Annotated in this window: 16 protein-coding genes; 8 read left to right on the top strand and 8 right to left on the bottom strand. The window is 66.4% G+C overall.

What is annotated here, in order from left to right; translation table 11 throughout:
• Positions 1–142 precede the first annotated feature (142 nt).
• The 3 genes from ACZK5G_RS12225 to gspH are packed head-to-tail and all read right to left on the bottom strand — an operon-like array spanning position 143 to position 1559.
• Positions 143–757: a prepilin-type N-terminal cleavage/methylation domain-containing protein gene (locus ACZK5G_RS12225; protein ID WP_478463502.1), complete on the bottom strand. Its 615-nt coding sequence runs from the start codon at positions 755–757 to the stop codon at positions 143–145.
• Positions 754–1104 (bottom strand): type II secretion system minor pseudopilin GspI, encoded by a 351-nt coding sequence (gene gspI / locus ACZK5G_RS12220; RefSeq protein WP_285303020.1) that lies wholly within the window; start codon positions 1102–1104, stop codon positions 754–756. Before gspI ends, ACZK5G_RS12225 begins: the two co-directional genes overlap by 4 nt.
• A gap of 8 nt (positions 1105–1112) precedes the next feature.
• Positions 1113–1559 (bottom strand): type II secretion system minor pseudopilin GspH, encoded by a 447-nt coding sequence (gene gspH, locus ACZK5G_RS12215; RefSeq protein ID WP_478463500.1) that lies wholly within the window; start codon positions 1557–1559, stop codon positions 1113–1115.
• 116 nt (positions 1560–1675) lie between these two features.
• Here gspH and ACZK5G_RS12210 point away from each other — a divergent pair, with 116 nt between their 5' ends.
• On the top strand, positions 1676–2128 hold the full coding sequence (locus ACZK5G_RS12210) for a hypothetical protein (protein WP_478463498.1): 453 nt from the start codon (positions 1676–1678) through the stop codon (positions 2126–2128).
• A 130-nt stretch (positions 2129–2258) separates the two neighbouring features.
• Here the strand turns inward: ACZK5G_RS12210 and ACZK5G_RS12205 are convergent, their stop codons facing one another.
• Positions 2259–2594, bottom strand: coding sequence for a hypothetical protein (locus ACZK5G_RS12205; protein ID WP_049399766.1), 336 nt, complete (start codon positions 2592–2594; stop codon positions 2259–2261).
• A gap of 201 nt (positions 2595–2795) precedes the next feature.
• On the opposite strand from ACZK5G_RS12205, the gene ACZK5G_RS12200 reads away from it, so the two are divergent.
• The 6 genes from ACZK5G_RS12200 (at position 2796) to ACZK5G_RS12175 (ending at position 9579) form a co-directional block, all read left to right on the top strand.
• Complete coding sequence (locus tag ACZK5G_RS12200; RefSeq protein ID WP_478463497.1) at positions 2796–4412, top strand: ShlB/FhaC/HecB family hemolysin secretion/activation protein; 1617 nt, start codon at positions 2796–2798, stop codon at positions 4410–4412.
• 38 nt (positions 4413–4450) lie between these two features.
• Positions 4451–6235, top strand: coding sequence for a DUF2341 domain-containing protein (locus ACZK5G_RS12195; protein ID WP_478463495.1), 1785 nt, complete (start codon positions 4451–4453; stop codon positions 6233–6235).
• 10 nt (positions 6236–6245) lie between these two features.
• Complete coding sequence (locus ACZK5G_RS12190) at positions 6246–6659, top strand: ExbD/TolR family protein (protein ID WP_005409874.1); 414 nt, start codon at positions 6246–6248, stop codon at positions 6657–6659.
• 39 nt (positions 6660–6698) lie between these two features.
• Positions 6699–7364, top strand: coding sequence for a cell envelope integrity protein TolA (gene tolA, locus ACZK5G_RS12185; RefSeq protein ID WP_049422983.1), 666 nt, complete (start codon positions 6699–6701; stop codon positions 7362–7364).
• Between the two features lie 41 nt (positions 7365–7405).
• Entirely contained in the window at positions 7406–9151 is a 1746-nt protein-coding gene (locus tag ACZK5G_RS12180; protein WP_478463494.1) for a putative porin, read from the top strand.
• 98 nt (positions 9152–9249) lie between these two features.
• Positions 9250–9579: a hypothetical protein gene (locus tag ACZK5G_RS12175; RefSeq protein ID WP_005409871.1), complete on the top strand. Its 330-nt coding sequence runs from the start codon at positions 9250–9252 to the stop codon at positions 9577–9579.
• 131 nt (positions 9580–9710) lie between these two features.
• On the opposite strand, the gene ACZK5G_RS12170 is transcribed toward ACZK5G_RS12175, so the two are convergent.
• Both ACZK5G_RS12170 and ACZK5G_RS12165 read right to left on the bottom strand, forming a co-directional pair.
• On the bottom strand, positions 9711–11105 hold the full coding sequence (locus tag ACZK5G_RS12170; protein WP_478463492.1) for an ABC-F family ATP-binding cassette domain-containing protein: 1395 nt from the start codon (positions 11103–11105) through the stop codon (positions 9711–9713).
• A 126-nt stretch (positions 11106–11231) separates the two neighbouring features.
• Positions 11232–11621: an OsmC family protein gene (locus tag ACZK5G_RS12165; RefSeq protein WP_012511238.1), complete on the bottom strand. Its 390-nt coding sequence runs from the start codon at positions 11619–11621 to the stop codon at positions 11232–11234.
• Positions 11622–11913: 292 nt separating this feature from the next.
• On the opposite strand from ACZK5G_RS12165, the gene ACZK5G_RS12160 reads away from it, so the two are divergent.
• The gene (locus ACZK5G_RS12160) at positions 11914–12876 is read left to right on the top strand and encodes an IS110 family transposase (RefSeq protein WP_478450411.1); all 963 of its coding nucleotides are present in this window, start codon (positions 11914–11916) and stop codon (positions 12874–12876) included.
• A 65-nt stretch (positions 12877–12941) separates the two neighbouring features.
• On the opposite strand, the gene ACZK5G_RS12155 is transcribed toward ACZK5G_RS12160, so the two are convergent.
• Together ACZK5G_RS12155 and ACZK5G_RS12150 are read right to left on the bottom strand one after the other, a co-directional pair.
• A complete protein-coding gene (locus tag ACZK5G_RS12155; protein ID WP_005409869.1) occupies positions 12942–13583 on the bottom strand; it encodes a hydrolase in 642 nt (213 codons plus the stop codon).
• Positions 13584–13636: 53 nt separating this feature from the next.
• Positions 13637–14317 (bottom strand): hydrolase, encoded by a 681-nt coding sequence (locus tag ACZK5G_RS12150; RefSeq protein ID WP_071227966.1) that lies wholly within the window; start codon positions 14315–14317, stop codon positions 13637–13639.
• Positions 14318–14338: the final 21 nt, after the last annotated feature.

The following is a 14338-nucleotide window of genomic DNA, read 5'->3' as shown; positions in this document are numbered from 1 at the left end:
GGCAGTAGATCCTCGCCATGCGTGGATGCCCGGACAGCCTCAGTGCCGACCAAAGGTCGGCACCCACCAGAGCAGGCGTGGCAGCAGGAGCCGCCCGGCCGTAGGTCCACGCCATGCGTGGATGCGCTACCACGACCGAATCCTACAACTCCAGCACCCGCCGGTAACTCAACGGCCCACGCCCATCGCGCAGTCCCAACCGCAGTTCAAATCCGGTGGCCGGCAATACCTCGCCCTCGCTCGGCAACACGGCCCATCCCGTTCCAGGCTGCCACGCCCGCACCTCGAACCGCTGCACATCGCGCGCCACCGCAATGCCCTTCGACGGATCCGGTGCGGGCAGGGGATACCGGTCCGTAGCCGCACCACTGGCCCGCCACAGCGTGCTGCCCTGCCGCCACCAGCGCACCCGCTGCCAGTGCAGCCCATCACTGCCGACACTGCGGGTGATCTCCAGCGCGAAGCTGCCATCCGGGTGCCGCTCGCTCACCAGCGACGGGGGCAGCAATCGCTGCGGACGATCTGCCGGGCGCACCGCGCCATTCATCAGCGCATCGTCGGCACGCATTTCAATATCGCGCTGGAACTGCTGCAGCACGCGCAGCGCCGTCGTGGTCTCGGCATCGGCCTGGCGCAGGCGCTGGTCGCTGTTGGCCACGCTGTCCAGCGCACGCCAGCAGATCAGCGCCAGCACGCCCATGATGGTGATCGCGATCATCACCTCGATCAGGGTGAAGCCACGCACGGCGCGCCTCATTGCGCCGCCGTCCACGGCAGCTGCATCCGGGCCAGCGACTGCCGCGGTGCATCTTCGGCCACCACGGTCAATTCCAGTTGCGGCTGCCCGTCGCTGCCGGTGCCCAGATGCTGCAGGACCAGGAAGCTGCCGCGTCCCTGCACACAGCGCTGCCGGGCATCCTGCGGCGGCTGCCCGGCGAGGCGCAGCTCCTGCCAGCGGTCCTGCGCGCACAACAGCGCCAGGCGACGGTCGCGCAGCCGTGACTGATCGTCGGTCGCCACTGCCACCGAGCGCATCACCGCAGCCAGCGCAATCGAAACGATCGCCAGTGCGATCAGCACTTCGATCAGGGTGAATCCGCGCATATTCCGCTTCACTGCACGACCTGCAACTGTCCGCTGCCATCATCACGAAGACGCAGTGCGCGGCCGTCCAGCGACAGTCCAAGCTCCCAGGCGGTACCGATCCACTCCGGGCTCAGCTCGATGGCGTTGGTGGGCTGCACCACGATGCCTGCAGCCTGCCACTTCTGTGGACGCAGCAGATCATCGCGTTCAACGGTGACCCAGCGGCTGCCTTCGAGGCGGCTGAAACGATAGCCGGCTGCGTCGGCCTGCCAACGCAGGGGGCGGCCATCGATGCGGGCCTCGTCGCGCGCCACCTGCAGGCGCTGCGCCAGTCGTTCGCCTTCCTGCCGCAGCTGCCGGCCCGGGTCGAGCAGGCTGCCCAGGCCCAGGCCGATGCCCGCTGTGCAGATGCCGATGATCACCAGCACCACCATCAGTTCCAGCAGGGTGAACCCACGTGGCACACGCTGCATCGACGTTGCCTCCTGTCCCTTGCCGATGCGTGCCAGCGTAGGCCCGCATGATGAAACAAAAGCGTCAGCCACAGCTGCTAGCGTAGGCGGACACGAACGTGGCGGTGGTGCGGAACATGGATGGCAGGCGCTGGGATCGCAATCGCATACTGACCCTGCTGGCGGCGACGCTGCTGCTGGCCGTGGTGACCTATTGGGGTGTCACTCTGTCTGCGGTGGCGCCAGCGGCCGCGGCCAGCGAGGCGAAAGCCGAGGCACCGGTACGGCCGATGTTCGATGCAGTGGCCAGCCTGCCGCTGGTGCGCCTGCTGTCGCCCGGTGCGGTGCAGACCGAGGTGGTGGTGCTGGGCGTGATGGCCGGTGACCATGCGCCATTGGCCCTGCTCTCGGTGGATGGACGCCCGGCGGAAGCGTATTCGCCCGGCCAACGACTCGGACCCTGCACGGTGCTGGCCAGCATCAGTGCCAGCGCGGTGGAACTGAACCAGGCTGGGCAATCGCGCAGCTTGCCGGTGCCTGAGCTGCCGCCGGTGCCGACCGATGGCATCGTGCCGGGCGGGTCCCTGTAGAGCCGAGCCCGCGCTCGGCTGCGTCTGGAAGAACAGTCGAGCAAGGCTCGACTCTACAAAATCCAGTGGAGCATGGCTCGACTCTACAAAATTCTGCCGAGCGCGGGCCCGGCTCCACAGCTGCGCAGGCTCAGCGCGCCGGACGCTGCGGTTCCACCGAACGACCAAAGGCATCGCCCATGCGCTGTCGTGTGCCTTCCAGGTTGTACTGCATCAGCTGGTTGCCCGGCTGCCGCATCAGGCGTTCGGCTTCAGGCAGCGCCGGTGACTTCGCCGATTTCGGCGCCGGGGCCAGTTTGCGTTGCAGGCACTCCCAGGCGGGGATGCGCTCGCCGTTGACCTGTACTTCGATGCAGGGTGCGGCATCGTCCTGCTTCTTCGCCTCTCCGGCCCAGGCCGATGGCAACGCCAGCAACAAGGCAAGGGCGAGGGCAGGGCGAAGGCCCGCCTTCAACGACTCACTCATCTTGAATCTCCTGCGAAAACCGACGCTCAGCAATGAAGACGTATGGCGAAGACAGTGTCCGCCTGCAACTGTTCCGGCGCTGTCAAAAGATGACAGCACTGTCACAAAACTATTGGCGGTTTTGACGCGACGTACACGTCCTGTTGATAGACCCACGCGCCGCTCCCTGGCCACTCCCTTCGATACGACGCGATGCCTTCGATGACTCCTGTTCCGTGCCGAGCCGTCCGCCTTCCGCTGCGCCTGCATCCGCTGGTGCTGGCTCTGGCCGCGATGCCGCTGCCATTGTTCGCGCAGGACGCGGCGCCTGCGCCCAGCGTGAACATCAATGAATACATCGTGCGCGGCAACACCGTGCTCGATCCGCGCCAGATCGAACGTGCGGTGGAGCCGTTCCTCGGCCCGGGCAAGACCCTGGCCGATGTCGAGAAGGCGCGCGATGCCGTCAATGCGCTGTACCAGCAGGCAGGCTACCAGTCGGTCTACGTCGAGCTGCCCGAGCAGCAGGTCAGTGGTGGCGTGGTGCTGCTGAAGGTGCAGCAGACGCCGATCGGGCAGCTGCGGGTCGTAGGCACGAAGCACGAATCGCCCGAACGCATCCGCGAACGCGTGCCGGCACTTGCCGAGGGCAAGGTTCCGGACTTCGACCAGGCGCAGAAGGAACTGACCGCGCTGAATGAAGGCGGACGTCGCCAGGTGATGCCGCTGGTGCGAGAGGGCCAGGTGCCGGGCACGATGGATGTGGACCTGCAGGTCGAGGAGAAGTCGCCGTGGCGTGCCAGCGCGGCGCTCAACAACGACCACAGCGCCGATACCGAGAAGCTGCGCCTGAGTGCATCGCTGGCCTACGACAACCTGTGGAAGCGCGGCCATAGCGCCAACATCGGCGTGTACCTGGCGCCGGAAGATACCAAGCAGGCCAAGGTGTTCTCGGCCTCGTACATGATGCCGTTCGAGGGCACGCCGTGGAGCCTGGAAGCGTCCGGCTACAAGTCCGACAGCCGCGTGCTGAACGCGGGCGGACAGGTCGGTACCGGCACCGGAACCAATGTGATCGGCAACGGCCATTCGATCGGTCTCAAGCTCAACTATCGACTGGCCGGCAGCAGCCAGTGGTGGCGCCAGCTCAGCCTCGGCGTGGACTTCAAGGACACCGAGGAAGACACGCAGATGGGCAAGGAAAGCCTGAAAACGCCGCTGAAGTACGCGCCGATCACCCTGGCGTTTGTCGGTGTGCGCCAGGGCGAGCAGGATCAGTTGAGCATCAATACCCAGCTGGTCGCCGGCACCCGCCGCCTGTTCGGCTATGGCAGCGATGCCATCGGCTTCGGGCAGAAGCGCTACTGGGCCGATCCGAGTTTCGTGGCCTTCAAGGCCGATGTGGCCAACACACACACCTTCGGCAGCGATTGGCAGTGGTACGCGCGCGGCTCGCTGCAGGTGACCGACGCACCGCTGGTGTCGGCCGAGCAGTTCGCCGCCGGTGGCATGTACACCGTGCGCGGCTATCTGTCGGCCGAGGCGATCGGCGACTACGGCGGCCTGGCCAGCCTGGAATGGCGTACCCCGGCGTGGTCGCTGTGGAGCGGCACGGATCTGCGCGTCTACAGCTTTGCCGACGCCGCCTACCTGCGCCTGCGCCAGCCGCTGCCCGAACAGCGTGACAAGTACAACCTGGCCTCGGTCGGCCTGGGCGCGCAGCTGCGCCTGGGTGAGCACCTGCAGCTGCGCCTGGACTACGCCTGGCCCTATGCCGATGGCCCGGTCACGCGCAAGGACGACCCACGCCTGCATTTCAACATCAGCACCAGTTACTGACCCTTCCCTTGAACATGCGTTCTCCGGAGACCCTTCGCATGGACCGTTTGCTTTCCCGAGTGTTGTTGCTGCTGGCCGCGCTGGTTGCGCTGCCTGCTGCTGCGGCCGATGCCAATTGGTGGCAGGCCGAATGGAAGTACCGCAAGCCGATCACCGTCGACGCCGGCCCGCAGGGCGCGGGCCTGGCCGGTGACCCGGGCCGCACGCCGCTGCTGCTGCGCCTGCATACCGGCAACTTCGGTTTCGACGGTACCCAGGACGCGGGCAATGACCTGCGTTTCGTCTCGGGTGATGGCCGCACTGTGCTGGCCCACCAGATCGAACAGTTCGATCCCAAGTTGGGCCTGGCCCTGGTCTGGGTGGACGTGCCAGCGGTCAGCGCCGCCGCGCCGCAGACGATCTGGATGTACTACGGCAATGAGAAGGCACCGGCCAGCGGCAACGGCCAGCAGGTGTTCGATCCGGACTACACGCTGGTCTACCACTTTGCCGAGGCCAATGCACCGGCGCGCGACACCACCGCTTACGGCAACAACGCCGGTGCCGTCGTGCCGCCGTCCGAGGGCGCGGTGATCGGTCGTGGCGTGCAGCTGGGTGCGGGCCCACTGCCACTGCCCGCCAGCGCGTCGCTGGCCCAGGAAGCGGGTGCGCCGCTCACCGTTTCGGCCTGGATCAAGCCGGGCGGCAACACTGCCGCGCAGGCGATCTACGCCCGTCGTGATGGCACGTCCGAGCTGGTGCTGGGTATCGAAAACCGGGTGCCGTTCGTGCAGCTCAACGGCCAGCGCAGTACGCCTGCGCAGCCGATTCCGGAAGGGCAGTGGGCGCACGTGGCGCTGACGGCGGAGAAGGGTGCGTTGCAGCTGTACCTCAACGGCCGTGTGGTGGCCCAGCTGAGCGGCGAGCTGCCGGCGCTGGGCACCGCGCCGGTGGTCGGCGCCGATGCCCCGGGCGCGGCGCAGCCGCTGGCCAACTTCGAAGGCGCTCTGGATGAGCTGCGCATCTCGCGGGTTGCACGTCCGGCCGCGCTGCTACTGGCCGATGCCACCGCTCAGGGCGCCGACTCGCGCCTGATCAGCTACGGCGCCGACGAGCAATCCGCCGGGCAGAGTCACTTCGGCTTCATTCTCAAGGCGATGCCGTTCGATGCCTGGGTGGTGGTCGCCATCCTCGGCCTGATGATGCTGATGTCATGGGCGATCATGATTGCCAAGAGCCGCCACTTCGGCCGCACCAGCAAGGCCAATGCGGTGTTCACCGAGAGTTTCGGCAAGCTGTCCGGCGTGCCGCTGCGCACCCTGTCGGACATGGATCGCCAGGGCAAGGCACCGACTGCGATGCACGATGGCTCGTTGTGGCGCATCTACCAGGTGGCCATCGATGAAATGCAGCAGCGCCACCAGCGCGACGGCAACAGTGGCTACCTGAGTGGCGCCACCATCGCCGCGATCCGTGCCTCGATGGATGCGGTGATGGTGCGCGAGCAGGAGGCGATGGCGCGGCGCATGAACTGGCTGTCGACCACCATCGAAGGTGCGCCCTACGTGGGCCTGTTCGGCACCGTGATCGGCATCATGCTGGTGTTCGTGGTGGCGGCGATGGCCGGCGCAGTGGACATCAACTCGGTGGCGCCCGGCATGGCCGCGGCGCTGCTGTGCACCGCTGCCGGCCTCGGCGTCGCCATCCCGGCACTGTTCGGCTACAACTACCTGGGGGCGCGTGCCGAAGCGATCGGCGCGGACATGGCGGTGTTCATCGACGAGTTCGCCGCGCGCCTGGCCGAAGAGCAGGACGGGCGCGGCCCGGCCGCGGTCCAGGGCTGAGGGGCGCGCCATGGGCCAGAAGGCGAAGTTCGGCATCAAGAAGCGCGAGAAGGGCATCAACGTAACGCCCTTCGTCGACGTGCTGCTGGTGGTGCTGGTGATCTTCATCCTGACCAGCAACGCCTCCATCCCCGGCATCGAGGTCAATCTGCCGAAGGCCAGCAACAGCGTGGCCCTGGAAAAGCCGAAGACCAAGGCGATCACCATCGACCCCAGTGGCCAGGTGTTCCTGGATGCCTACCCGGTGACGATGGCCGAGCTGGAAGACCGGCTGCGCACCGAACGCGCGACCACGCCGGATTTCCCGGTGATCGTGCGCGGTGACGCGCAGGTGCAGTACGCCCGCGTGGTCGAGGTGCTGGACCTGCTGCGGCGCCTGGAGCTGGCCCAGGTGGGCCTGGTCACCGGCAAGGCGCAGGGCTGAGGCATGACGGCCCATCAACCCCCTCGACCGGAGCCCGGCATGCGCGGTCGCGCATTGCTGGTGACCGTCGCGCTGGTGCTGGTCGCGTTGCTGGTGCTCGGCGTCGCACTGTGGTGGCTGCTGTTCAAGGACACCGCCAGCACCCGCCGGCCGGTGGTGCAACCGCCGATGCTGGCGCTGCCACCTCCTCCGCCGCCGCCCCCGCCGCCCCCGGAAAAACCACCGGAGCCGGAGACGCCGCCGGAAGAGACGATGCCCGAGCCGGAGCCGCTGGATCAGCCGACGCCGGCCGAAGAGCCGACGCCGACGCCGGATAACAGCGATCCGGTGACGATGAATGCCGACGCGCAGGCCGGTGGTGACAACTTCGGTATCCAGTCCGGCAGTGGTGGCGGTTCGTCCGGCGTTGGCCGTGGTGGCGCCGGCAACGCTACCTACGGCCGCTACCTGGGCTACCTGATGCAGCAGGCGATCTCGCGCGACGACAAGGTCAAGCGCCTGGCGTTCCAGCTGCAGGTGAATGTGTGGCTGGCCAACGACGGCCGCCTGGAAAAGGTCGAACTGGTACGCGGCAGTGGCAACGAGGAGGCCGACGCGGCCGTGCTCGATGCCCTGCGTCGCATCGGCAAGGTTGACCAGGCACCGCCGCCGTCACTCGATTTCCCCGCCCGCGTCCTGATCCAGGGCCGCCGGCCTGGGGCCTGACTCCGACTTCCGTGATTTCCCTTCTTTCGATGAGAACCGTGATGAACGACCACGTCCGCGCACGAACCGACTCCCGCCGCCCGCGGCCGGCCCGACGGGCGCTGCTGTGCTGCGCCGTGCTGCTCAGCCTGGCCGCCCCGGCCGGTGCGATGGCGGCCGAAACCACCATGGTCAAGCTGATCAAGGGCCTGATCGCCAGCGGTGCATTGAAACCCGAAGACGGCCAGGCACTGCTGGTACAGGCCGAAGCCGAAGCGGCGGCCGCACAGCGCACTGCAGCCACGGGCAGCACCGCGGCGAGCGGTGGCGTGGCCCTGGAGGCCGGTGACGTGCGCGTGCCGTACGTACCGCAGAGCGTGCGCGACGGTATCCGTGACGAAGTGCGCCAGGACGTGATGGCGCAGGCGAAGTCGGAAGGCTGGGCGGCACCCAACGAAGTGGCCGAGTGGACCAAGCGCATCAAGGTCACCGGTGACATGCGTGTGCGCAGCGAGTCGCGCTTCTACTCCGAGCGCAACAGCGACATCGTGAGCAACTGGTCGTCGATCAACGCCGGCAACGGCTTCGACACCAACACCAATACCAACCTGCAGCTGCCGCCGCTGCTGAACACCCGCCAGGACCGCCGCAACCTGTGGCGCATCCGTGCCCGCCTGGGCATCGAGGCAACCATTGGCCAGCACACCACGGCCGGCGTGCGCCTGGCCAGCGGCAGCAGCAATGGCCCGGTGTCGACCACCGAGCAGCTGGGCGGCGGCCTGAGCAAGAAGGACGTGTGGCTGGACCAGGCCTGGCTGGCCTACAGCCCGGCGGACTGGGTGACGGTGCGTGGCGGCCGCTTCGGCAACCCGTTCTGGACCAGCGACACGCTGTTCTCCAACGATCTCAACTTCGATGGCCTGGCCGCGAACATGAAGTATGACTTCGATGGTGGCGACCTCGACCTGTTCGGCAACCTCGCGGTGGTACCGCTGGAGTACACCTCCGACAGCTCGCCGAGCCAGAGCAAGGTCAAGACTCCGAACGAGAACAAGTGGCTGTCCGGTGCCCAGGTGGGCGTGAACTGGCGCTTCAACGATGACAACGCGCTGCGTGCTGCGCTGGGCTACTACGACTTCAAGAACATCAGCGGTCGCCTGTCCTCAACGTGCTCGCTGTATTCGGGTGCGGTGGGCTGCGACACCGACTGGTCGCGCCCGGCGTTCATGCAGAAGGGCAACACCCTGATGCTGATCCGCAACATCGCGCGCAATCCGGTGGATCCGGCCGGTACGCCGACCCCGCAGTATGTCGGCCTGGCCTCGGCCTTCCGCCTGGCCACGCTGAACCTGCGCTGGGATACACAGCTGGCGCAGGGCATCGGTCTGCGCCTGGATGGCGACTACATCCGCAACCTGGCCTACGACAAGCAGGCCATGTTCAGTCGTGCCCAGAACGGCATCGTCAACAACTACGGCGCAGGCGATACTGTCGGCATCGATACCTTCCGCAGCGGCGACACCGCCTGGATGCTGCAGGCCACCTTCGGTGCTACCGAGCTGAAGGAGAAGGGCCAGTGGCAGGCACTGTTGGGCTACAAGCACATTGAGGCCGACGCGCTGCCCGACGCCTACAACGATCCGAACTTCCACCTGGGCGGCACCAACGCCCGCGGTTACTACGTGGGCGGTGCCTACGCGCTGGACGCGCGCAGCTGGATCAGCGGCAAGTGGATGGCGGCCAAGGAAGTGTCCGGCGCGCCGCTGTCGATCGACGTGTTCCAGCTGGAGTTCAACACCGGGTTCTGAGTGGCGGGCGTGATGCGGATCACGTAGTGCGTGGCGGGGGCGCAGCGATGCGCCCGTCTAAGGAAAGGAGACCACGCGTTGTTCAAAAGGAGGAGTGGATGAGCCGTCGCAAGCTGTTCGAGAGTCCCGAACCGTCCAGCCAGATGCTGGGTGTTGGACCGGCCTATGTTTCAGTGGAGGGCCTGCGCCAGCACCTGGCCGAGTTCCTGCTGTATGCGGGCCGGCCGGTGGTGATCATGCGCGGGCGCAGCGAAGTGGGCTATTTCCTGCCGGCGCGCTGCTGGCGCCAGCGTGACGATGATCCGCTGGCGGCGGCTGCCGCCGACCAGCTGCTGGATGCGGCCGGTTTCCAGGCCGAGGACATCCAGCAGGTGGAGCAGGAGTTCAACGCCATGCGCCAGCGCACCGTGCTGCATTCGCGGCGCTGAGCCTTCCGTAGAGCCGAGCCCATGCTCGGCTTTTCGCGCGGTTGCACGCGACGTTGGCAACAGCCCCTGTCGTTGTCTTCGCCTCTACAGTAGATCCACGCCATGCGTGGATGGCACACACTCGGCCGCAGCTACAACGCCAGCACCTGTCCCGGTTCCAGCGCCTGCAGAAACGCGTCGTCATGCGACACCACCACCAAAGTGCCCGGGAACATCCGCAGCACCTGCAGCAGGTGCATCCGCAGCGTCATGTCCAGGTTGTTGGTTGGTTCGTCCAGAACCAGCAGCGCGGGGGGCTTGGCCGCCATCAATGCCAATGAAAGCCGCGCCCGTTCGCCACCGGACAATGCGGACACGTGCGTCTGCGCCGTGGCGTCGCCGCGGAACAGGAAGTCGGCCAGGTGCAGCCGGCACTGGGTCTGGCTCCAGTCCGGCATCTGGGCAGACAGCGCCTGGAGAGGCGTGGCCTGCATCGGCAGGTCCCGGTAGTGCTGGTCAAGCAGGGCGATCTGAGCAGCTGGCGGCAGCAACCAGTCACCATCACGGTGGATGCTTGGGTCGCCGCACAGCGCGCGGGCCAGCGTGGACTTGCCGCTGCCGTTGTCACCGGTGATCGCCAGGCGATCGCCGACATCCAGGCGCAGATGCAGTCCACCCAGCACCGTTTCCGTGGCATGCGCCACGCTGGCGTCGGTCAGCTGCACCACCACTCCCTCACGTCGCCAGCCGGCCGGCAACGCGAAGGCAGGCTCGATGATGGTCTCCCGCTGCAGGTCATTGCGACGAGCCACGATGTCTTCCTGCTGCTCACGGATCAGCAGTTGCTTGCTGCCGGCGGTGGTATTGCCACGGCCGAGCTTGGTGGCTGAACGCACGCCGCCCCACTTGCGCTGTTCCACCTTGCGCACACCGCGTTCCCGCGAGCTGGCAGCGCGCTGCTGTTCGCGCATCAACGCCTCATGGGCCTGGCCGCGCTCCTGATCCAGCTGGCGCAGCTGCCGGTCGCTGGCCTCGCGTCGCTGCTGCAGGTCCGCCTGATAGTCGCGGTAGCGACCGCCGAAGTGGCTCACGCGCCCGCCACGTATGTGCCAGAGCTCATTACAGAGCGCATCGATCAGGGCTTCATCGTGGGTGGCCACCAACAGTGCGCCGTGGAACTGGCGCAGGCGCGCGATCAGCGAGCGGCGTGCACTGCGGTCCAGGTGATTGCTGGGTTCATCGAGCAGCAGTACATCGGGGGCGGCATCGAGCGCGCGGGCGAGCGCATGGCGCATCTGCTCGCCGCCGCTGCGAGAGGAGTCATCCAGTACGTGCTGCGGCACGTAGGCGATGCGTGCGCCATCGCGGCGGATGATGGTCCCGCCACTGGGCACCAGAGTACCGGCCAACATCTGCAGCAGGCAGCTCTTGCCGCTGCCGTTGTCGCCGATCAGGGCGATGCGGGCACCTGAGGGCAGGTGCAGGTTGACGTCGGCCAGCAGGGCGCGGCCGTTGAAATCCAGATCCAAAGCATGGGCACGTAACATCGCGTGCGGTCCTCCTGTTGCTGCGCGCTCACTGCATCCGAACGCGGACGCGCAGCTTGGAACAGGGGCGAGGCCGGAACAAGCGAGGAACCGGCCAAGATCCGCCGCAGGTGGGCCAGACCTCCTTCAGCCGCGCTCGCTGGTGATCCGTGCACCTTCACGCATCACCAGCGTCACCGGGGTCTTCTCCACCACCTCCAGCAGGCGCTGCCATTGCGCATCGCTAAGCTCAGCGCTGGCGTGCAGCACGCGGTGCACATGGAGGCGTCCATCCGCATCGCGTTCCGAACGCAGCTCGGCATGGAACTCGCCCAGCTCCCAGCCCTTGCGTTGCGCATACATGCGCAGGGTGATGGCGGTGCAGGCGGCCAGCGAGGCCAGGTACAGATCGAAGGGCGCGAAGCCCTTGCCCTGGCCGCCCAGCGAGGCGGGCTCGTCAGCGTCTACATCAAAGCTTCCATTGCTGATGTGGTGCAGGTAGTTGTCGCCGGTCGAAACAATGCGCGCGTAGGCCATCACATTCTCCATCTGTCTCTAGCGTCGAGCCACGCTCGACCAAACCCACTGTAGCGTCGAGCCATGCTTGTATGTTCCTCCCGGCTCCTACGCGGTATGTAGGAGCCAGGGTGGAGGGACCGTCAAGCATGCATCTGCGGATACTAGCCGACAGACGAGTCGAGCGATCCCCATCCCGCACACGAACGTCGATAAAGGATCGTACGGCCCCCAAAGGGGATCGTCGATGTAGGCAAGCTAACGTCGGTGCGGTACCACCCCAGCCCCTTAAAGATAGCTGGGAGCCGTACAAATGTCTGATTCTCTCGATATTGGCGTGGACGTGGACTCCAAGGAGTTCGTACCGGCAGTGGCCGACCGCAAGGCCGGCGACAGGATCGCCAACACCCGGGCCGGCATAGCCCAGTGGCTCAACACCTTGCCCCAGCGATGCCGGATTGGCATGGAGGCGACGGGGCGGTACTACGAGTTGTTGGCTCGGATGGCTGGCCAGGCAGGCCACGTTGTCTATGTGATCAATCCACGTCTGATCAAGCACTACGGCCGGGCGACGGGCTCGCGTGGCAAGACGGACGCCATGGACGCCGAAGCGATCGCCCGGTACGTGAAGAAGGAGAACGATCGCCTGCGTGAATACGTACCGCGTACCGACGAGCAGCAGCAGATGCACGATTTGCTGCGCAAGCGGCAGACGCTGGTAAAGACACGCGCGCGCCTGGAGCAATCCTTCGGGGTAAGCAAAAGTGCCCCCGGGGAGCTGTCAGATCTGTTCTGCGCTCTGGCTGGGACGCTGTCCGAGCTGGAAAGCGAACTGCAGCGCTTGGGTCGCGATGGAGAGCATGGCACGCTCTACAAGCGCCTGTTGACCATCCCTGGTATCGGCCCCGCCGTCGCCGCTCACCTGATTTACTACATGACGCGCTGGCCGTTGGCCAACGCCAACGCGTGGATCGCCTGCACAGGCCTGGATCCCCGGCCTAACGAGTCTGGCGGAAGAACGGGACGGCGTCGGCTGTCCAAACAGGGCGCGCCAGTGCTGCGCCAGATGCTCTACATGGCCGCCATGGGGCTCAAGCGGTGTCGTCGGGGGCAACCGCTCTACGACGAGCTGTCAAAACGCGGTCACCCCAGCACCGCCGTCTTCAACATTCTGGCAAGGAAACTAGCCAAGATCGCCTGGGGCGTGTTCAAGAGCGGCCGGGACTTCGATCCGGCCATGCTGAAGGTGGGTCAAGCCTGCTTCCAGCAGGCTTGACCACGAACATAGGATCTCGACTGCTCCCAAAGGCGGCGCCAGCCAAGGCCAGCGCCGCCACCCATTCACTCGGTACGATCGTACGAGAACTGGATGCCTGCCGTACCACCGGTTTCAATGAAGAGGTTCATGAACGCCGGCACCGTTTCCGAGCGGGCCCAGTCGCGCTGCAGCTCGCAGAACAGCTGCGGCACGCTGATCAGCTGGCCACCGGCCTGTTCGATGCGGCGTAGTGCTGCGTCATGCGCCGCCAGCGAGGTACCGCCGACGGCGTCGACCACCACATACACTTCATAGCCTTCCTTCAACGCGTCCAGGGCCGGGAAAGTCAGGCAGGCCTCAGTCCACAGCGCAGTCATGATCAGCTTGCGACGGCCGGTCGCCTCCACCGCCTTGCGGAACTCGACGTCTTCCCAGGAATTGATGGTGGTGCGGTCGTAGGTGGGGTAGTCGCCCAGCACCTTGCGCAGCTGCGGAATCGGCGGCTTGTTCAGGCCGGTCTTGACGTTCACCGTCGAATGCACGATCGGCAGCCCGTAGGCCACTGCGGCCTTGGCGGTGCCGACGATGTTGTTGACCAGCAGCTGGCGGTCCATCGAGGCGATGGAGTTCACCTGCACCGGCTGGTAGTCGATGATGATGAAGGCGGAATTCTGCGGGGTCAGCAGGTGGTCGCTGGCCGGGTCGCGGATCGGTTCACTGGACATGGTGGGTCTCCGGTTGGGAGGGGCCGGCGGCTGGCCGGCACCCCGGGGGCAGCTCAGCTGCGCTGCGAATCCAGCTGCTCCTGGTTCTTCTGCACGTCCTGCGCCTTCAGGTAGCTTTCGATCAGCAGCTGGTAGTTCGGGAAGATCTTCGTGTAGACCTCGGCCCACTGCTGGGCATCGTCGCGGTTCCAGCTGCGCTGGATTTCCGAGGCCACCGCGGCGGTGTCCATCGGCACCACGCCGGCCTGCACCACGCGGGCCAGGGTGATCTCTTCGGCCATCTTCGAATAGGTGCCCGAGGCATCGATCACCGCGAACACCTGGTAGCCATCGGCCACGGCGGCGATCGACGGGAAGGCCATGCACACGCTGGTGATGGTGCCGGCGATGATCAGCTGCTTGCGGCCGGTGGCCTTCACTGCAGCAACGAATTCCGGGTTGTCCCAGGCGTTGATCTCACCCTTGCGCGCCACGTACTGGGCATGCGGGGCCGCGTCGTGGATCTCCGGGATCAGCGGGCCGTTCGGGCCCTGCGGGACCGAGGCGGTGGTGATCACCGGCATCTTTGCCAGCGTGGCCATCTTCGCCAGCGCAGTGGCGTGGGCGCGCACGCTGGTGAACGGCATGTCACCGATGGTCTGGAACAGGCCGCTCTGGTGGTCGATCAGCAGCATCGCGGCGTTGTCCGGGTCGATCACCGGGCGGGCACCGTTGAAGTTGGCGGGGGTACTCATGGTCGGTCTCCTGGGGAAAGT

This window comes from Stenotrophomonas sp. 62841_Sma, from assembly GCF_056482945.1.
The sequence above is the reverse complement of the archived record's forward strand: the minus strand, read 5'-3'. Positions and strand labels throughout refer to the sequence as shown.